The organism is Vibrio aquaticus (genome assembly GCF_003970385.1).
In the GTDB taxonomy this organism is placed as follows: domain Bacteria; phylum Pseudomonadota; class Gammaproteobacteria; order Enterobacterales; family Vibrionaceae; genus Vibrio; species Vibrio aquaticus.
The window spans coordinates 1-15,839 of the sequence record NZ_RXZH01000013.1; the positions used below are offsets into that span (position 1 = coordinate 1).

Consider the following 15,839-nt stretch of genomic DNA (forward strand, 5'->3'; position numbering starts at 1 on the left):
ATAGATGCGAAGTCTTTCGCAACACCGCCGTACACTTTTGCAAGTGTAGTACAGATAGCAGCAGTTAGAGTTGTTTTACCGTGGTCAACGTGGCCGATAGTACCAACGTTAACGTGCGGTTTAGTACGTTCAAATTTTTCTTTAGACATGAGTTGTCCCTCTAGGTACGGATTTAGGTGGCTTTGATGACCACGCAACCAAAAAAGTATTGGTGATATAGTTACCTTCAATCACTAAACGTAGTTTAGTCGACAGAAAGTATCAAAAGGAAAAGTGTGCTTGAGAGCTGGTGCTGATACCCAGAGTCGAACTGGGGACCTCATCCTTACCAAGGATGCGCTCTACCGCCTGAGCTATATCAGCATCACTATTGAGTGGAGCGGGCAGCGGGAATCGAACCCGCATCATCAGCTTGGAAGGCTGAGGTAATAGCCATTATACGATGCCCGCAACACGTAACTCTGTGAGCTATTTCCTTAAGAATATGGTGGAGGGGGACGGATTCGAACCATCGAAGGCAGTGCCAGCAGATTTACAGTCTGATCCCTTTGGCCACTCGGGAACCCCTCCAAATTACTTCCACTTTCGTCATCATTGCCCTAGGCAAGGTGAAAATGGTGCCGACTACCGGAATCGAACTGGTGACCTACTGATTACAAGTCAGTTGCTCTACCTACTGAGCTAAGTCGGCATAAGTGGTGCGCATTCTATTGAATGATTTTCTGCCTTGCAATAGTAAAACTAAAAAAAAATCAGTTTTCCCTAACTTTAAGCTCGTTTGATGAAAATTCACGCAATTCCATTTATAAAAAGCACGAATGTCGTATAGGTCATTTGCAATATCCGTCCGTTGTTGTATTTTCCCACCTCTATCGTAAAACCAAGTTAGGATGACTATGACCCCGTATCTCTCTTTTAATCGTCAACAATGGGCTGAATTGCGTAATTCCGTGCCAATGACGTTATCCGAGACCGATCTGGTCGAGTTGCAAGGCGTAAACGAAAGCCTAACGATGGAAGAAGTCGAAGAGATCTACTTGCCACTTGCTCGTTTACTCAACCTTTATATAGCCGCAAGACAAAACCGCAATTCGGTCTTGAATAACTTTTTGGGCAACCAAGAAACCGCACCGCCGTTTATTATCGGCATTGCGGGCAGCGTTGCAGTGGGTAAAAGTACGACAGCACGACTGCTTAAAGCGTTGCTCTCTCGTTGGGACAACCACCCTAAAGTTGAATTGGTCACCACTGACGGCTTTTTGTATCCGAAGAAGGTACTTGATGAGCGTAATATCATGCACCGCAAAGGCTTTCCTGAGTCTTATGATATTAAACGTTTGGTGCAGTTTGTCTCTGATGTGAAAGCGGCAAAGCCTAATTTAGAGGTTCCGGTCTATTCCCACATTACTTACGACATCACAGAAGAAGTAAAAACCGTAGATAGGCCCGATGTACTAATTATCGAAGGTTTGAATGTTTTACAAAGTGGTATGGACTACCCTCACGATCCTCACCGTGTGTTTGTCTCCGATTTTCTAGACTTCTCTTTATATGTCGATGCAGAAAGCAATGTCATCGAGCAATGGTATGTCGATCGCTTTTTAAAATTCCGTCAAGGAGCGTTTACCAAGCCGGGATCTTACTTCAGTCACTACACACAACTAAATGAAACCCAAGCTATCGATAAAGCTCATAGCATTTGGCAGTCGATTAATGGCGTAAACTTGGATGCGAACATTTTGCCAACGAAAGGGCGAGCTCACTTAATTTTGAAGAAAGGGCAAAGTCACCGAGTGGAAGAAGTGTTACTCAGGAAGTAGTGAGAAGAGAACAAAAGTTAAGGGTTGGTATAAATACCAACCCTTTTTATTTATTTCGGCTCCGGGCCGTACTGGTTCTGACCTGACGTTCCTTTTAAGAAACCACATTCCACCAGAATCCATGCGCCACATAGTAACGCAGCAAACGAGCTCACGGCCTGAAGCATTGTCGTATCCGTTGCCAGTGACGGGTCACCAACAGGAACCGTCATACGACCAATCACCAAAGGAACATTCAAAAGTAGCCACCAGCTCGATTTGCCTCTATCGTGCCAACGTTTAGCTGTGATCGCTAAATCAGGGATCAACACCACGATCAAAAAGACCGGAAGGATGAGGTGAGCCAGCGATGGAAACAAAACGTTCATCCCCAGCGCAAAACCGACAATCATCAAATAATAAACAGCATTCCAGATCCAATAGGTTTTTCGCCCTATTCGCCCTTGGAACGAAAACAACAGCTCTTTCATCGACATCTTAACATTACCTAAAACATGGTTACTTTTAAAAATAGAGACCGTTAATTCACGACCTTTTGAAAACATTCGGTGTCCATATCACGCATATTAACGGTTAGACTGCGGACATGACTTGCTTGTTGTTGTAGCTCCGCCATCAGTTGACGAGAGAGATCGCGTTTTTGCTCATCCGTTCGCCCAGCTAACAGCTCAAAACTAATGTGGATAAAGTCGACACTGTCACTCTCATCACCAATTAACCAATTATGAACTCGTATTGCGCGCGATTTTACGGAGCCTACATCAAACAAGCCCGATTGTAGCGCGACTTGATGTAAGTCTTCTAATAGTCCTTGCACGTTCACGCGTTCATCAACAGAGTTGGAGTATTCCATTACTAGGTTCGGCATAGTGTCCTCAGATGTAAGTGAGTTTCAGATTGAAGAAAAATCAATTCTCACTATTAACAAGTTCTATGCTGAATTCCGAGAGGATTACCCTCAATCTGCTCAATAGATCACTGATAAGCCCAATAATAACGGGAGATCTGTGCAGTGACTGCTCCAACCAATCCATCATATCCGGATAAGACATGACGGTAATCATGATCTGGTCAATTTTATCTGTTATATTCTTACGAAGATTTTTTACATTAACTGATTAAATACGGAGATATTCCTATGCGTCGTCCTGTAGTGATGGGTAACTGGAAACTTAACGGTAGCAAAGCAATGGTAACTGAGCTGCTAACTGGTCTTAATGCTGAACTTGAAGGCGTTGAAGGTGTTGACGTAGCAGTAGCTCCACCAGCACTTTACATCGATCTAGCGGAGCGTCTAATCGCTGAAGGCGGTAACAAGATCATCCTAGGTGCACAGAACACTGACCTAAACAACAGCGGTGCATTCACTGGCGACATGTCTCCAGAAATGCTGAAAGATTTCGGTGCAACTCACATCATCATCGGTCACTCTGAGCGTCGTGAATACCACAACGAATCAGACGAGTTTGTTGCTAAGAAATTCAAGTTCCTACAAGAGAACGGCCTGAAGCCCGTTTTCTGTATCGGTGAATCTGACGCTCAAAACGAAGCGGGCGAAACTGAAGCAGTATGTGCACGTCAAATCAACGCAGTTATCGACACTTACGGTGTTGAAGCTCTAAACGGCGCAATCATCGCTTACGAACCAATCTGGGCTATCGGTACTGGTAAAGCAGCAACAGCTGAAGATGCACAACGCATCCACGCTTCTATCCGTGCAATGATCGCTGAAAAAGATGCAGCAATAGCTGAGCAAGTAATCATCCAATACGGTGGTTCTGTTAAGCCTGAAAACGCTGAAGCTTACTTCGCACAACCAGACATCGATGGTGCTCTAGTTGGCGGCGCAGCTCTTAACGCAGCTGGTTTTGCGGCTATCGCTAAAGCAGCAGCTAAAGCAAAAGCATAATTTTTTCATCTTAGTTATCGTTGTAGCGTTGTTGACTGCTCTCACTCACCCCATCACATAGGAGACCTATGCTCAGGGGCTTCGTTCGCTAGTCGCCTAGCTACAACTTCTACTAATCGAAAAATATCACAGATTAAGGTCAGCTTCGGCTGGCCTTTTTTGTGTCTGGAACTTCAATCGAGTATTCTACGCACTTCCTCACCAACACAGTTGTATCGCATGCAGGATAAACACGGCCTTTTAACTGGCTCGATCCCCACTGTTTTACGTCAAATGACCGTTCCGATGACGTTCGGCATGGTCGCTATATTGATGTTTAACCTAGTGGATACGTTCTTTATCTCTCTGCTGGGTACCGAAGCGTTAGCTGCGGTGAGCTATACCTTCCCCGTCACCTTTGCGGTCAATTGCATCACAATGGGCATCGGCATGGGGCTATCGACCAATATTGGCCGACTGCTTGGTCAAGGCCATTCAAAAGACGCGGCACGCTTTTCCACTCACGGGCTTATTCTTGCAGTACTTTTGGTTATTAGCGCCTCAGCGATAGGCTTGCTTACCATAGAGCCATTGTTTTTATTTCTCGGTGCTGATGAAGCCCTGTTACCGCTTATTCATCAATACATGGACATTTGGTATCTCACCATCCCATTACTGGTGATTCCAATGGCAGGCAATGCTGCGATTCGAGCCACGGGTGACACCAAAACGCCAGCAAAAATCATGATGCTCGCAGGCCTTATTAATGGCATTCTCGACCCACTACTGATCTTTGGTTATGGCCCTTTCCCAGAGCTTGGTATTCAAGGGGCAGCTATCGCCAGTGCCTTTAGTTGGTTCGGTGCTCTGATGGGGTCACTGTATGTGTTAGCCAAACGAGAGAAGTTACTCGCTCTGCCCTGCCTTCGCACTCTCACCACTGACTGGCAACAAATACTGAAAATAGGCACTCCCGCTGCGCTTTCCAACGCGCTCACTCCCCTTTCAGGCGCACTTCTGATGATGATGCTATCCAGTCATGGGACAGCAGCCGTTGCTGCCTATGGTGCAGCGCAACGAGTCGAGTCCATTTTAATCTTGGTATTGATGTCCCTAACCTCCACACTCACACCGTTTATCGCGCAAAACATGGGAGCAAATAACCCGAATCGCAGTTTTTCCGGCCTGTTTCTGAGTATGCGTTTCTCGATGGTATTTCAGCTGGGGGTCTTTATTGCGATGGTGCCATTGAGCATTCCTTTAGCGGCCCTCTTCTCTCAGGAACAAAGTGTTAAGGATCTGCTGTGGCATTACTTATTGGTGGTGCCATTCAGCTATGGTTTCCAAGGCGTAATGATGATGTTAGTGTCTGGATTAAACGCACTGCATCAGCCTTTAAAAGCCTTTCAATGGAGCTTTATGCGTTTGTTTCTCTTTACGTTGCCATGCGCCTGGCTAGGTAGCCAACTCTACGATATTGAAGGGCTATTTATTGGTATTGCGGTGGGGAATATCTTAGGTGGCACATTAGGGTACCTCTATGCCCTGAGGCTAAGAAAGCAGTATCTTGAGCTAAACGAGCAATGACGCGTCGCAAATAGCAAAACACCGACATCTCTGTCGGTGTTTTTAAATTCTACTCGGTAATCACGATTTCTTCTTCGTCCACTTCTAAATCAACGTCTAGTGGCTCTTGAGAAAGAATAACTCCGGTATTGTCTGCATAAAGGTAGTCTTCAGGGAGGAAAGTCACACCGCCGAAGTTCACCGGCACATCCACTTCACCAATACCTTGTGACGTTGCTCCGACGGGAATTGAAGCCAACGCTTGAATACCAATGCTCATGTCTTCTAGTTCATCAACTTCACGAACGCAGCCATAGGCAACAATGCCTTCCCATTCGTTCTCTTCGGCCAATGTAGCGAGTTCAGCATCAATCAAAGCGCGTCTTAGTGAGCCGCCTCCATCAATCAACAGCACTCGGCCTAGGCCATCTTGTTCCAAGATTTCGCGGATAAGACCATTGTCTTCGAAACACTTTACAGTGGTGACTTGGCCGGCAAAGGAAGCGCTACCGCCAAAGTTACTGAACATGGGTTCAACCACATCCACTTGCTCTAAGTAGATGTCACATAAGGCAGAAGTGTTGTATTCCATAGTATTCCTTCCTATACCGTAGGTCTCTTCAATCGAGTATAAAGGCTGAGTAAGTCATTGCAATGACATGCATCATTTAACTGACCAGAGTTTGAGCTATAACCACACCAGCAAACAACAGGTTAGTCACCATTGAACATTTTACAATGACGGGCATCATTGGCGCGATTTGAGCCGGCTTATCTGCGAGCCATACTGCTCGGCCATGTTTGTATGTCACAAGTAAACTCAGCAAAAATGGCAAGCTGATCCAGACTGGTGAAGGCTGATGAATGAGATACACAGCAAACGCGAGGACAGCACCAGACAGTAAGAAAAAGTGGTACTGCTTAGCACGCTTTTGCCCAAGGCGAACAGCCACGGTTTTCTTACCACACACGGCATCATTTTCAATGTCACGCATGTTGTTGATGTTCAATACCGCCACCGCTAATAAACCACATCCGATGGCCGGTAAAATTAATTGCGGAGCGACAATACCAGTATGCAAAAAGTAAGTACCTGCAACGCCTAATAAACCAAAGAAGATAAACACAGAGATGTCCCCAAGGCCAACATAACCGTAAGGCTTATTGCCCACGGTATAGGCGATCGCAGCAATGATGGCCAATACGCCTAAGCCAATAAAGGCCAAAATACTTTGTAGACTCTCAAGCGCATACATCACTAGAATCAGACCCGACGCCATGGTCAAAACCACGTTAATGATCATAGCTCGCTTCATATCTTTCTGCGTCACTGCTCCAGACTGGATTGCACGCATCGGCCCTAGGCGATTTTCGTTGTCAGTGCCTTTAACCGCATCACCATAATCATTGGCTAAGTTCGACAATATTTGTAGTAGCGTTGCGGTTAAGAATGCCAGCAAAGCAACAACAAACGAGAACTGATGGGTAGAGTACGCCAACACACTACCGGTTAAGATAGAGACCAATGCCAATGGCAAAGTTTTAGGGCGAGCGGCATCAAGCCAAATTCTAAGAGACTGTTTCATGGATAGTAGTGTAGTTACCTATGGCCAAAGTAAAATTGTGGCACATCAATACATGCAGTGAAAAACAAAAAAAGGCCACCGAAGTGACCTTTTTCCAAAACTTGACATAAATCGAGCTTATTTCACACGACCTACGTATTCACCAGTACGAGTGTCAACTTTGATCACTTCGCCAATTGAGATGAATAGAGGAACACGTACTACTGCGCCAGTAGAGAGAGTTGCTGGTTTACCACCTGTACCCTGAGTGTCACCTTTTAGGCCAGGATCAGTGTCAGTAACTTCTAGCTCAACGAAGTTTGGCGGCGTAACGGCAATTGGATTATCGTTCCAAAGCGTTAGCATACATGTGTTGTTTTCTACCAACCATTTCGCATTGTCACCGACCGCTTTAGCATCTGCAGCGATCTGTTCAAATGTTTCATTGTTCATAAAGTGGTAGAATTCGCCGTCGTTATATAGATAATCTAGGTCGGTATCCATTACGTCTGCAACTTCAAAAGATTCACCAGACTTAAAGGTTTTCTCTAGCACTTTACCAGAAAGAAGTTTACGAATTTTTACGCGGTTGAATGCTTGGCCTTTACCTGGCTTAACGTATTCGTTTTCCAAGATAACGCAAGGCTCGCTATCAAGCATTAGTTTTAGACCGCCTTTAAATTCATTGGTGCTAACAGTAGCCATTTTTTCCTCTTACATTCTTAGAGCTAAATTCAATGCCGCACATCATAACCCGAAAAGTTGTTTCTGTTGAGCAAAACTGGCTCAAACAGCTAGCGAATGGGATCTCTGATCCTGCAAAATTGCTAAAGGAGCTAGAAATTGATCCTACTCCTTGGCAAAACGGGTTTGACGCTCGTAAGCTTTTTGCGCAGCGTGTGCCGCAAAGTTTTGTCGATAGAATGGAAAAAGGCAATCCCTTTGATCCGCTTTTACGTCAAGTCTTACCGCTGAGTGAAGAATTTGAAATTCACGAAGGATACTCTAACGATCCTTTAGAAGAGCAGAACAATTCGGTTCCTGGACTGCTGCACAAATACCACAATCGCGCCTTGATGATTGTGAAGGGTGGCTGTGCCATAAACTGTCGTTACTGCTTTAGGCGTCACTTCCCATACGATGACAATAAAGGTTCGAAAACGGTTTGGCAGCAAAGTTTAGACTACGTACAGACGCATCCTGAGATCGACGAGATCATTCTCTCTGGTGGCGATCCTTTAATGGCCAAAGACAGCGAGCTAACGTGGCTCATTGATCGCATTGCTGACATACCTCATGTCAAAAGACTGCGCATCCACTCAAGGCTGCCCGTCGTGATTCCCGCACGCATTACCAATGAATTAGTCGATGTATTGGATCGCACTCGGCTTCAAGCGATTTTGGTCACGCATATCAACCATGCTCAAGAGATCAATCAAGAATTGCGAGAGAGTCTAACGAAGCTAAAAAGTATTGGTGTGACTCTTTTAAATCAGGGGGTTATGCTCAAAGGGGTAAACGACAGTGTTGATGCACAAGTTGCTCTTAGCCAATCCCTTTTTGATGCTGGAGTTTTACCTTATTACCTACACGTGCTCGATAAAGTACAAGGCGCGGCGCATTTTAACATCTCCGATCAACAAGCTAAACAGATCATGGCCGGCGTGATGGAGAAAGTGTCCGGCTACCTTGTGCCTAAGTTGACGCGCGAAATTGGTGGCAGAACCAGCAAGACCCCATTAGATCTTCATCTAGAGTAAATATCAGCAAGTTAATCCTCAAGACAAAAATCTTTTGTTCGATAGCAAGGTCTATTCTATGCATACTCCGCACTTTTGGAGCTCACTATGCAACCAACTATCGAACAACTTCTCGACCTTGGTCCATTTACTTGGGCCGGTCTTCTTTGCTGCGCCATCAATGGTATTTTGGTTGGTGTTGAGCGCCAAACTCGCGGTAAACCCGTAGGTATTCGTACCTCTATTTTGGTGATATCCGGCACTTACTTTTTTATGTCGATGGCGGTATCCCTATCACCGAACACACTCGACCAAGCTCGCGTACTCGGACAGATCATTACGGGTGTCGGCTTCTTAGGGGCCGGTGTCATGATGACGCTCGATGGTAAAATTCATGGCGTGACGTCTGCTGCGGTCATCTGGGTATTAGCTGCACTCGGTATGATGATTGGGCTTGGCTACTTACAGCAATCTGTCGTCATCACTGCCTTGGTGTTAACGGTGCTGCTCGGTGTCGATAAGGCGGAGAATCGCATCAAATCATTGCGCCGCGGTGTCCACCAAAAATTTCAAAGCCGAAAAACCCCTCGTCCAAAAGCTTGAGCTATGCGGCGAAATCGACACAAGTTTATCGATACAGCGCCGCATCTTGATGAAAAACAAAGAAGCGTTCGAAAACAAAAGCATCAAGCGATATAGGCATCGCGCCTCACATTAACCCCTACCACTTTTGGGTAGTGTACAGAGAGTCTCATTACCATTGTAGGGTTTAGTTATGTTTTACGTGCATATGCTCCTGCTTCTTACGGTGATATTTATCGGTATCCGCCACGGAGGCATTGCTTTTGGTCTACTTGGAGGCTTGGGCGTTTCCGTCCTCGCCTTTGTCTTTGGTATCGCACCAGGCTCTCCACCAATCAGCGTCATGTTGATTATTCTTGCGGTGGTTGCTGCATCTGCAACTTTAGAAGCGACGGGTGGCCTGAAACTACTGGTTAAGTTCGCCGAACGTTTATTACGTAAACACCCAAGCCAAATTGTTTTCCTCGGCCCACTGTGTACCTACTCTTTAACGGTACTTGTCGGGACGGGTCACTCTGTTTATCCACTCCTACCTGTCATTTACGATGTGGCCTATAAGAAAGGCATTCGCCCAGAACGTCCAATGGCGATGGCCACGGTTGCCTCACAAATGGGCATTACAGCAAGCCCGATCGCAGCTGCAGCTGCGGTAGTGATGGCAACAGCGGCAGATAACAACTTGGATATTGGACTCGTCAATGTACTTCTCGTCACCATTCCTGCGACACTGATTGGCGTGTTAGTCGGCTGTCTATGGAGTCTGAAACGCGGTAAAGAATTGGATCAAGACCAAGCCTTTATTGAACGTTGCCAAGATCCTGAGTTTAAGGCTCAGCTGATTGATGCCAGCAGCGATGACGACGATGATCAGGCTCATGAAGGCGTCGCGAAGAAAGGGTTAACTATCTTCCTTGCTGGTATCGCTACGGTTATTTTTGTCGCGATGTTTGGTAAAGATCTGGGCCTGCTACCAGAAGGCGTGAAAATGTCAGTGGCGATTCAGTTCTTGATGCTTTCGGTTGGTGCTTTAATTCTGTTAACCACTAAGGTTGAGCCGAAGAAGATCGTCCACAGCAACGTCTTTATTGCCGGTATGACGGCCGTGATCATCATCTTCGGTATCGCTTGGATGAGTGACACCATCATTGGCTTCCATAAGCCCTACTTGATCAGCTTAGTCAGTGATCTTGTTGCCGCTCACCCATGGACCTTTGCCATTGCGATGTTCGTGGTGTCAGTATTCTTGAAAAGCCAAGCAGCAGTGCTAACCATCATGCTCCCACTGGGTTTTGCGATGGGGATTCCTGCCCCAGTGCTGATTGGTGTATTACCAGCGTGCTATGCCTACTTCTTCTTCCCGTTCTACCCAAGCGACCTTGCAGCGATTACCTTTGACCGCTCAGGGACAACGCAGATTGGTAAGTATGTACTCAACCACAGTTTCTTGTTGCCAGGTTTTATCGGTGTCATCACTGCAACAACCGTGGGTTATGTCCTCTCAACCATGCTAGTTAACTGACAAAATAAAACGAAACACGAACCAAAACGAAAAAAGCCAGTTGGGAATCCAACTGGCTTTTTATTGATATCGATTTCGCAAGCTTGCTTAGAATAGCTCTTCAGCAACTTTGAATAGATCGTTGCGAACTGGACGCTTCATGTTCTCAATCGCATCGATGATGTCATGGTGAACAAGTTGCTCTTTCTGAATACCAACACAACGACCACCTTGGCCTTCCATTAGTAGGTGAACAGCGTAGTTGCCCATGCGAGAAGCCAGAACGCGGTCAAATGCCGTTGGACGGCCACCACGTTGAATATGACCAAGAACCGTTGCACGAGTTTCACGACCTGTTGCCGTTTCAATCTCTTTTGCTAGCTCGTTCGCATCCATCATTAGCTCAGTTAGAGCGATGATCGCATGCTTCTTACCTTTCGCAATCCCATCTTGGATGTTGCTGATAAGCTTTTCTTTATCTAGGCCCGTTTCTGGAGTGATGATGTACTCACAACCACCTGCAATTGCAGACATTAGCGTTAGGTCACCACAGTGGCGGCCCATGATCTCAACAATAGAGATTCGCTGGTGAGATGATGAAGTATCACGTAGACGGTCAATCGCATCGATAACTGTGTTTAATGCTGTTAGGTAACCGATCGTGTAGTCAGTACCTGCGATATCGTTATCGATAGTGCCTGGAAGACCGATACAAGGGTAACCCATTTCAGTCAGTTTCTTAGCACCCATGTAAGAACCGTCACCGCCCACTACTACTAGTGCTTCAATGCCGTGTTTCTGTAGGTTCTCGATCGCTTTCTGGCGCACTTCCACTTCTTTGAATTCAGGGAAACGTGCAGAACCTAGGAAAGTACCGCCCTTGTTGATCACATCAGAAACGCTTGAACGATCTAGTTTCTCGATACGGTCTTCGTAAAGGCCTAGGTAGCCATCAAATACACCGTAAACTTCTAAACCTTCAGATAGTGCTGTACGTACCACGCCACGAACTGCTGCGTTCATACCTGGTGCGTCACCGCCACTAGTCAAGACACCGATCTTCTTAATCATGCTCACCCTCGATTTTTGGGAATCTTATTTCAATTTTTACGTCAGCCACTTTCAATGCCAGTCACTGACTTAATTCCTTTAACTGTGCAATATGTTACCTTTCCTAATCAGGAATACTACTTTTATTTGCACGAAATTATGTAACTTTTCTACTTATGTAAGAGTATTACAGCTTTGTGAATTCACTTAATTGATACACATCAGAATCACCGCAAAAAGTCATCTCGCTGAAAAGATAGTCAATAAGTGATGATTTGTCTCGCTCCGTGAATTTACCAATCTTGAGACTTCTGGGCTTTTTCTTCACTCAACACCACTGAGTAAGGATCTTGGTGAATCAATACATCCGATTCAGGGAAGAGTTCAAGCAGTTTAGCTTCTACTTCATCAGAGATTCGATGGGCTTCAATTAATGCCAGCTGATCTTCCAACTCTAAATGCAATTGAATAAAGCGAGTTGGCCCCGACACACGCGTTCGAAGTTGGTGCACTCCTAGAACGCCCGGTACTTTGACACACACATCTCGAATCGCACTGAGCTCATCGTCTGGCAATTTACGATCGAGCAAGGTTTGCGTTGCTTCTTGGACCATCTTGAAGGCACTGTACAAAATAAACACGCCAATCCCGACAGCAAACACCGCATCGGCCTGAGTAATACCAAACCAGCTTAAGCCTAACGCCAACATGATCGCTGCGTTCATATACAGATCAGACTGGTAATGGAGTGAGTCAGCAGCAATGGCCTGACTGCCGGTTTTCTTCACTACATGCTTTTGGAATCGCACCAGCGCAAAGGTCACAAAGATAGCAAATAGGCTGACATACACACCGTATTCTGGCGATTGGAGAGCATGAGGTCTAAAGAAACGCTCAATACCATTTAGAATCAAAAAGACCGCCGAGCCCGAGATAAACATCGCTTGTGCTAAAGCGGCTAAAGATTCGGCTTTACCATGTCCAAACGTATGCTCACGGTCAGCAGGCTGCAATGAGTATCGAACCACCACCAAGTTGACTAACGAAGCGGCGATATCAAGCATAGAGTCAATCAGCGAAGCAAGTAGACTCACGGAACCGGTTACCCACCAAGCTCCGACTTTTACCACTAATAATAAGGTCGCCACGATGGTTGCAGTCCAAGCGGCCATCGTGACTAAACGTGCGTACTCGTGTTTCATAACTCTCTGAACAATAAAACAACATAGCTTTAGTATAATGATAAAAGCATTGAATAACAGTGACACAAAAAAGGCGACCGTTTTGGTCGCCTGAGTTCATGGAGTGAAATTGTTAGTCAGCTAGTCGCTTTTGCATTTTTTCAGCGCACTTTTCAGCACGTTCAGACTGCAGCTCAACGAACTTAGTTTTCTGCTCTGGTGTTAAAACGCTCAGCATCTTGTGTTGCTTCTCTAGCATCTTCACTTTACGTTCTGTCTGCTTCTCAACCATTGCTTTCGCTAGCTCATTTGCCGCTGCTTGGTCGAAGTTATCCGCTAGTACCAACTCTTGCACTTTTGCTTTGTGCGCTTGCATCTCAGCGTGGTGAACTTCGAAGTTGTCTTTAAACTTCGCTTTCATTTCTGTCTTACCTGCTTCACGCATTTCTTTCAGCTGGTCTTTCTGAGCGTCAGTTAAATCAAGTTTACGCATAATGCCACGGTCAAAACCACCACCACATTCACCGTGGCCACCTTTTTTATGGTCCTTACCACCGAAAGCGAAGGCACTTGCAGTACCAAGAGTTAGAGGAACAACAACTGCCGCTAATACTAATTTCTTTGCTAATTTCATAATCGTACCTTTCACTTAATCTATTGGATTGTGCTGCGGTTCTCTGCAGCGCTTGAGTGTAGAATACGATCTGCTGTGTAAAGTGACGTCTAGAGAGCGTAAAGAATCGTAAAGAGCAATCTTGACGCTAAATATCGCCCCAAATTCGCAGTAAGATAACCCCATACCGACTATTTAGAGATTTAGCTATGCCACATATCTTGTTGATTGATGACGATACTGAACTGACAAGCCTATTGAAAGAGGTGCTCTCATTTGAAGGCTTTGAAGTCTCTGAAGCCAATAACGGTGAAGAGGGTTTAGAGAAACTCAGTGATGAGATCGATCTGATTCTGCTTGATGTCATGATGCCAAAGCTCAATGGAATGGAAACGTTAAAGCGCTTACGTGAAAACTGGGAAACCCCAGTGTTAATGCTGACTGCGAAAGGGGAAGAGATCGACCGAGTGATTGGTTTGGAACTCGGCGCAGATGACTACCTGCCAAAACCGTTCAGCGACCGAGAGTTGATGGCACGTATTCGCGCAATCTTACGTCGTACTCAAACGACCTCTGCACCAAAGAGCAGCAAAAACTCGGACTGTATCGAATACCAAGATATTCAGGTCTATCCGGGAAAACAGGAAGCGTACTGTCAAGGTGCTCTCATTGATCTCACCACCACGGAGTTCGCTCTGTTAACCCACTTCGTACAAAACCCAGGGGCAACGCTAACCAAAGAAGCCCTGAGTTTGGATGTACTCGGTAAGCGTTTGGCTGCGTTCGATCGCGCGATTGATATGCACGTTTCTAACCTACGTAAAAAGCTCCCTGAGCGCAGCGACGGTAAATCACGTATTAAAACGCTGCGCGGTCGTGGCTACTTACTGATTGAGGAAGATTAATGCGCTTACCTAAAATCACCAGCTTATATGGCCGTATCTTTGCCATTTTCTGGTTCACCATGTTTCTTGTCTTGGTGGCGGTATTGTCACTACCCCACCTTGATCCAAGAAAAGCGCGCGATATCCCTGCTGAGCATTACAAGCGTTTAATCGACATCACTCAGAACATTGAGAACAAATACGCCGATGCCGATAACTTAGCCAAAGTTTTATTCAAGCTAGAAGGTCCAAAGCGTTCACCAAAAGATCCTCGACCTCGTTTCTTTGTGACTGATCTTGAAGGCAATATCCTAACCACCCAGGAACGTAAGAACTACCGTATCCGAGCTCTGCAAAACTTCATCACCAGTGTTGAAGTGCCAGGGCAGCCTAAACAAAAGCTTTATGGTCACTACATGGTCGCAGGCCCGTTACCTGTCACCCTAGCAAAACAAGATTTGCTCCTCTACATCGGAGTGAAGTGGAATGAACCACCACCGTTTTTGCTGCGCATGTTTGATAAGCCATTCCAACTGCTGTTTGCGGTAATGGTGGTTAGTACACCGCTGCTACTGTGGTTAGCTTGGGCACTCAGCCAGCCTGCACGAAAGTTAGAGCGCGCGGCTAAGCGAGTGGCGAAAGGGGAATTTGAAGTCGATCCAGAACTCGAAAAAGGCACCAGTGAGTTTCGCCAAGCGGGCGCAAGCTTTAACCAAATGGTTGAGGCCGTGAATCAAATGATTTCAGGCCAGCAGCGTTTACTGTCTGACATTTCACACGAACTGCGCTCGCCACTCACTCGCTTGCGCATGGCTAACGCCTTAGCAACGCGTAAACAAGGCGAAAGTGCCGAATTGACGCGTATTGACACCGAAGCTCAGCGCTTGGAACAAATGATCGGTGAACTTCTTGAGTTATCACGCATGCAAGTTGATAGTCACTTAACGCGAGAAGAGCAACCTATGGCGAGTCTATGGGAAGCCATCTTAGCAGACGCACAATTTGAAGCAGAGCAGATGGACAAAACGCTCACCTTCAATGACATCCCTGAGCGAGTTATTTCAGGTAATCCGAAATTGCTCATGAGTGCATTAGACAACATCATCCGCAATGCCATCTACTATGGTAAGGATCAGATAGAAGTGAACTTCACTGAGTCACACCAGCAGATTATGATTTCGGTCGATGACAATGGTGAAGGCGTTCCAGAACAAGAGTTGGATGCGATTTTCCGCCCGTTCTACCGTGTCTCTACCGCGAGAGATAGACACAGTGGCGGCACCGGTCTTGGTTTAACCATTACCGAAAGTGCCATTCGACAGCACAGTGGCTCAATCGTAGCCAAGCGCAGTCAATTGGGGGGATTAAGAGTCGAGATAACACTGCCTACTGGAACAGAGAAATAACCCCACAATTAGTTAGTTGATAATAGATCTCATTATCATTTATAGTA

Annotated in this window: 17 protein-coding genes and 4 tRNA genes; 8 read left to right on the plus strand and 13 right to left on the minus strand. The window is 45.9% G+C overall.

What is annotated here, in order from left to right; genetic code table 11:
* The 5 genes from EJ063_RS18415 to EJ063_RS18435 all read right to left on the minus strand — a co-directional run.
* Positions 1 to 149 (minus strand): GTP-binding protein (locus tag EJ063_RS18415; RefSeq protein WP_238382785.1); only part of this gene is annotated, 149 nt, incomplete at its 3' end.
* Between the two features lie 138 nt (positions 150 to 287).
* Positions 288 to 363: transfer RNA gene (locus EJ063_RS18420), tRNA-Thr, on the minus strand.
* 12 nt (positions 364 to 375) lie between these two features.
* Positions 376 to 450 (minus strand) — tRNA-Gly (locus tag EJ063_RS18425).
* A gap of 35 nt (positions 451 to 485) precedes the next feature.
* Positions 486 to 570 (minus strand) — tRNA-Tyr (locus EJ063_RS18430).
* 45 nt (positions 571 to 615) lie between these two features.
* Positions 616 to 691 (minus strand) — tRNA-Thr (locus tag EJ063_RS18435).
* Positions 692 to 896: 205 nt separating this feature from the next.
* Here EJ063_RS18435 and coaA point away from each other — a divergent pair.
* Entirely contained in the window at positions 897 to 1,820 is a 924-nt protein-coding gene (gene coaA, locus EJ063_RS18440; protein ID WP_126575771.1) for a type I pantothenate kinase, read from the plus strand.
* A 50-nt stretch (positions 1,821 to 1,870) separates the two neighbouring features.
* Here the strand turns inward: coaA and EJ063_RS18445 are convergent, their stop codons facing one another.
* Together EJ063_RS18445 and EJ063_RS18450 are read right to left on the minus strand one after the other, a co-directional pair.
* The gene (locus EJ063_RS18445) at positions 1,871 to 2,296 is read right to left on the minus strand and encodes a DUF805 domain-containing protein (protein WP_126575831.1); all 426 of its coding nucleotides are present in this window, start codon (positions 2,294 to 2,296) and stop codon (positions 1,871 to 1,873) included.
* Between the two features lie 44 nt (positions 2,297 to 2,340).
* Positions 2,341 to 2,688: a 5-carboxymethyl-2-hydroxymuconate Delta-isomerase gene (locus tag EJ063_RS18450; RefSeq protein WP_126575772.1), complete on the minus strand. Its 348-nt coding sequence runs from the start codon at positions 2,686 to 2,688 to the stop codon at positions 2,341 to 2,343.
* Between the two features lie 270 nt (positions 2,689 to 2,958).
* On the opposite strand from EJ063_RS18450, the gene tpiA reads away from it, so the two are divergent.
* Both tpiA and EJ063_RS18460 read left to right on the plus strand, forming a co-directional pair.
* Positions 2,959 to 3,729, plus strand: a complete 771-nt coding sequence (tpiA, locus tag EJ063_RS18455; RefSeq protein WP_126575773.1) for a triose-phosphate isomerase — start codon at positions 2,959 to 2,961, stop codon at positions 3,727 to 3,729.
* Between the two features lie 219 nt (positions 3,730 to 3,948).
* Entirely contained in the window at positions 3,949 to 5,295 is a 1,347-nt protein-coding gene (locus EJ063_RS18460; RefSeq protein WP_208640377.1) for an MATE family efflux transporter, read from the plus strand.
* Positions 5,296 to 5,344: 49 nt separating this feature from the next.
* Here the strand turns inward: EJ063_RS18460 and rraA are convergent, their stop codons facing one another.
* The 3 genes from rraA to efp form a co-directional block, all read right to left on the minus strand.
* A complete protein-coding gene (rraA, locus tag EJ063_RS18465; protein ID WP_126575774.1) occupies positions 5,345 to 5,866 on the minus strand; it encodes a ribonuclease E activity regulator RraA in 522 nt (173 codons plus the stop codon).
* A gap of 76 nt (positions 5,867 to 5,942) precedes the next feature.
* Entirely contained in the window at positions 5,943 to 6,860 is a 918-nt protein-coding gene (locus tag EJ063_RS18470; protein ID WP_126575775.1) for a 1,4-dihydroxy-2-naphthoate polyprenyltransferase, read from the minus strand.
* A gap of 117 nt (positions 6,861 to 6,977) precedes the next feature.
* Positions 6,978 to 7,544 (minus strand): elongation factor P, encoded by a 567-nt coding sequence (gene efp, locus EJ063_RS18475; protein ID WP_126575776.1) that lies wholly within the window; start codon positions 7,542 to 7,544, stop codon positions 6,978 to 6,980.
* Positions 7,545 to 7,576: 32 nt separating this feature from the next.
* Between efp and epmB the strand changes: the two genes are divergently transcribed.
* The 3 genes from epmB to EJ063_RS18490 all read left to right on the plus strand — a co-directional run bounded on the left by epmB (position 7,577) and on the right by EJ063_RS18490 (position 10,679).
* Positions 7,577 to 8,599: an EF-P beta-lysylation protein EpmB gene (epmB, locus tag EJ063_RS18480; RefSeq protein WP_126575777.1), complete on the plus strand. Its 1,023-nt coding sequence runs from the start codon at positions 7,577 to 7,579 to the stop codon at positions 8,597 to 8,599.
* Positions 8,600 to 8,686: 87 nt separating this feature from the next.
* On the plus strand, positions 8,687 to 9,181 hold the full coding sequence (locus EJ063_RS18485) for an MgtC/SapB family protein (protein WP_126575778.1): 495 nt from the start codon (positions 8,687 to 8,689) through the stop codon (positions 9,179 to 9,181).
* Positions 9,182 to 9,353: 172 nt separating this feature from the next.
* On the plus strand, positions 9,354 to 10,679 hold the full coding sequence (locus EJ063_RS18490) for an anaerobic C4-dicarboxylate transporter (protein WP_126575779.1): 1,326 nt from the start codon (positions 9,354 to 9,356) through the stop codon (positions 10,677 to 10,679).
* Positions 10,680 to 10,766: 87 nt separating this feature from the next.
* Here the strand turns inward: EJ063_RS18490 and pfkA are convergent, their stop codons facing one another.
* The 3 genes from pfkA to EJ063_RS18505 all read right to left on the minus strand — a co-directional run bounded on the left by pfkA (position 10,767) and on the right by EJ063_RS18505 (position 13,523).
* Positions 10,767 to 11,729: a 6-phosphofructokinase gene (pfkA, locus tag EJ063_RS18495; protein ID WP_126575780.1), complete on the minus strand. Its 963-nt coding sequence runs from the start codon at positions 11,727 to 11,729 to the stop codon at positions 10,767 to 10,769.
* A 272-nt stretch (positions 11,730 to 12,001) separates the two neighbouring features.
* Positions 12,002 to 12,910: a CDF family cation-efflux transporter FieF gene (fieF, locus tag EJ063_RS18500; RefSeq protein ID WP_126575781.1), complete on the minus strand. Its 909-nt coding sequence runs from the start codon at positions 12,908 to 12,910 to the stop codon at positions 12,002 to 12,004.
* 112 nt (positions 12,911 to 13,022) lie between these two features.
* Positions 13,023 to 13,523, minus strand: coding sequence for a CpxP family protein (locus EJ063_RS18505; protein WP_126575782.1), 501 nt, complete (start codon positions 13,521 to 13,523; stop codon positions 13,023 to 13,025).
* Positions 13,524 to 13,711: 188 nt separating this feature from the next.
* Here EJ063_RS18505 and EJ063_RS18510 point away from each other — a divergent pair, with 188 nt between their 5' ends.
* Together EJ063_RS18510 and cpxA are read left to right on the plus strand one after the other, a co-directional pair.
* Entirely contained in the window at positions 13,712 to 14,407 is a 696-nt protein-coding gene (locus EJ063_RS18510) for a response regulator (RefSeq protein ID WP_126575783.1), read from the plus strand.
* On the plus strand, positions 14,407 to 15,792 hold the full coding sequence (gene cpxA / locus EJ063_RS18515) for an envelope stress sensor histidine kinase CpxA (RefSeq protein WP_126575784.1): 1,386 nt from the start codon (positions 14,407 to 14,409) through the stop codon (positions 15,790 to 15,792). The genes EJ063_RS18510 and cpxA overlap by 1 nt, the downstream gene beginning before the upstream one ends.
* The last annotated feature ends 47 nt before the right edge of the window (positions 15,793 to 15,839 follow it).

Bases quoted from the DNA above. Each gene is read 5' to 3' on its own strand.
- coaA (WP_126575771.1), top strand. From the start codon at position 897: ATGACCCCGTATCTCTCTTTTAATCGTCAACAATGGGCTGAATTGCGT.
- EJ063_RS18445 (WP_126575831.1), bottom strand. From the start codon at position 2,296: ATGTCGATGAAAGAGCTGTTGTTTTCGTTCCAAGGGCGAATAGGGCGA.
- EJ063_RS18450 (WP_126575772.1), bottom strand. From the start codon at position 2,688: ATGCCGAACCTAGTAATGGAATACTCCAACTCTGTTGATGAACGCGTG.
- tpiA (WP_126575773.1), top strand. From the start codon at position 2,959: ATGCGTCGTCCTGTAGTGATGGGTAACTGGAAACTTAACGGTAGCAAA.
- EJ063_RS18460 (WP_208640377.1), top strand. From the start codon at position 3,949: ATGCAGGATAAACACGGCCTTTTAACTGGCTCGATCCCCACTGTTTTA.
- rraA (WP_126575774.1), bottom strand. From the start codon at position 5,866: ATGGAATACAACACTTCTGCCTTATGTGACATCTACTTAGAGCAAGTG.
- EJ063_RS18470 (WP_126575775.1), bottom strand. From the start codon at position 6,860: ATGAAACAGTCTCTTAGAATTTGGCTTGATGCCGCTCGCCCTAAAACT.
- efp (WP_126575776.1), bottom strand. From the start codon at position 7,544: ATGGCTACTGTTAGCACCAATGAATTTAAAGGCGGTCTAAAACTAATG.
- epmB (WP_126575777.1), top strand. From the start codon at position 7,577: ATGCCGCACATCATAACCCGAAAAGTTGTTTCTGTTGAGCAAAACTGG.
- EJ063_RS18485 (WP_126575778.1), top strand. From the start codon at position 8,687: ATGCAACCAACTATCGAACAACTTCTCGACCTTGGTCCATTTACTTGG.
- EJ063_RS18490 (WP_126575779.1), top strand. From the start codon at position 9,354: ATGTTTTACGTGCATATGCTCCTGCTTCTTACGGTGATATTTATCGGT.
- pfkA (WP_126575780.1), bottom strand. From the start codon at position 11,729: ATGATTAAGAAGATCGGTGTCTTGACTAGTGGCGGTGACGCACCAGGT.
- fieF (WP_126575781.1), bottom strand. From the start codon at position 12,910: ATGAAACACGAGTACGCACGTTTAGTCACGATGGCCGCTTGGACTGCA.
- EJ063_RS18505 (WP_126575782.1), bottom strand. From the start codon at position 13,523: ATGAAATTAGCAAAGAAATTAGTATTAGCGGCAGTTGTTGTTCCTCTA.
- EJ063_RS18510 (WP_126575783.1), top strand. From the start codon at position 13,712: ATGCCACATATCTTGTTGATTGATGACGATACTGAACTGACAAGCCTA.
- cpxA (WP_126575784.1), top strand. From the start codon at position 14,407: ATGCGCTTACCTAAAATCACCAGCTTATATGGCCGTATCTTTGCCATT.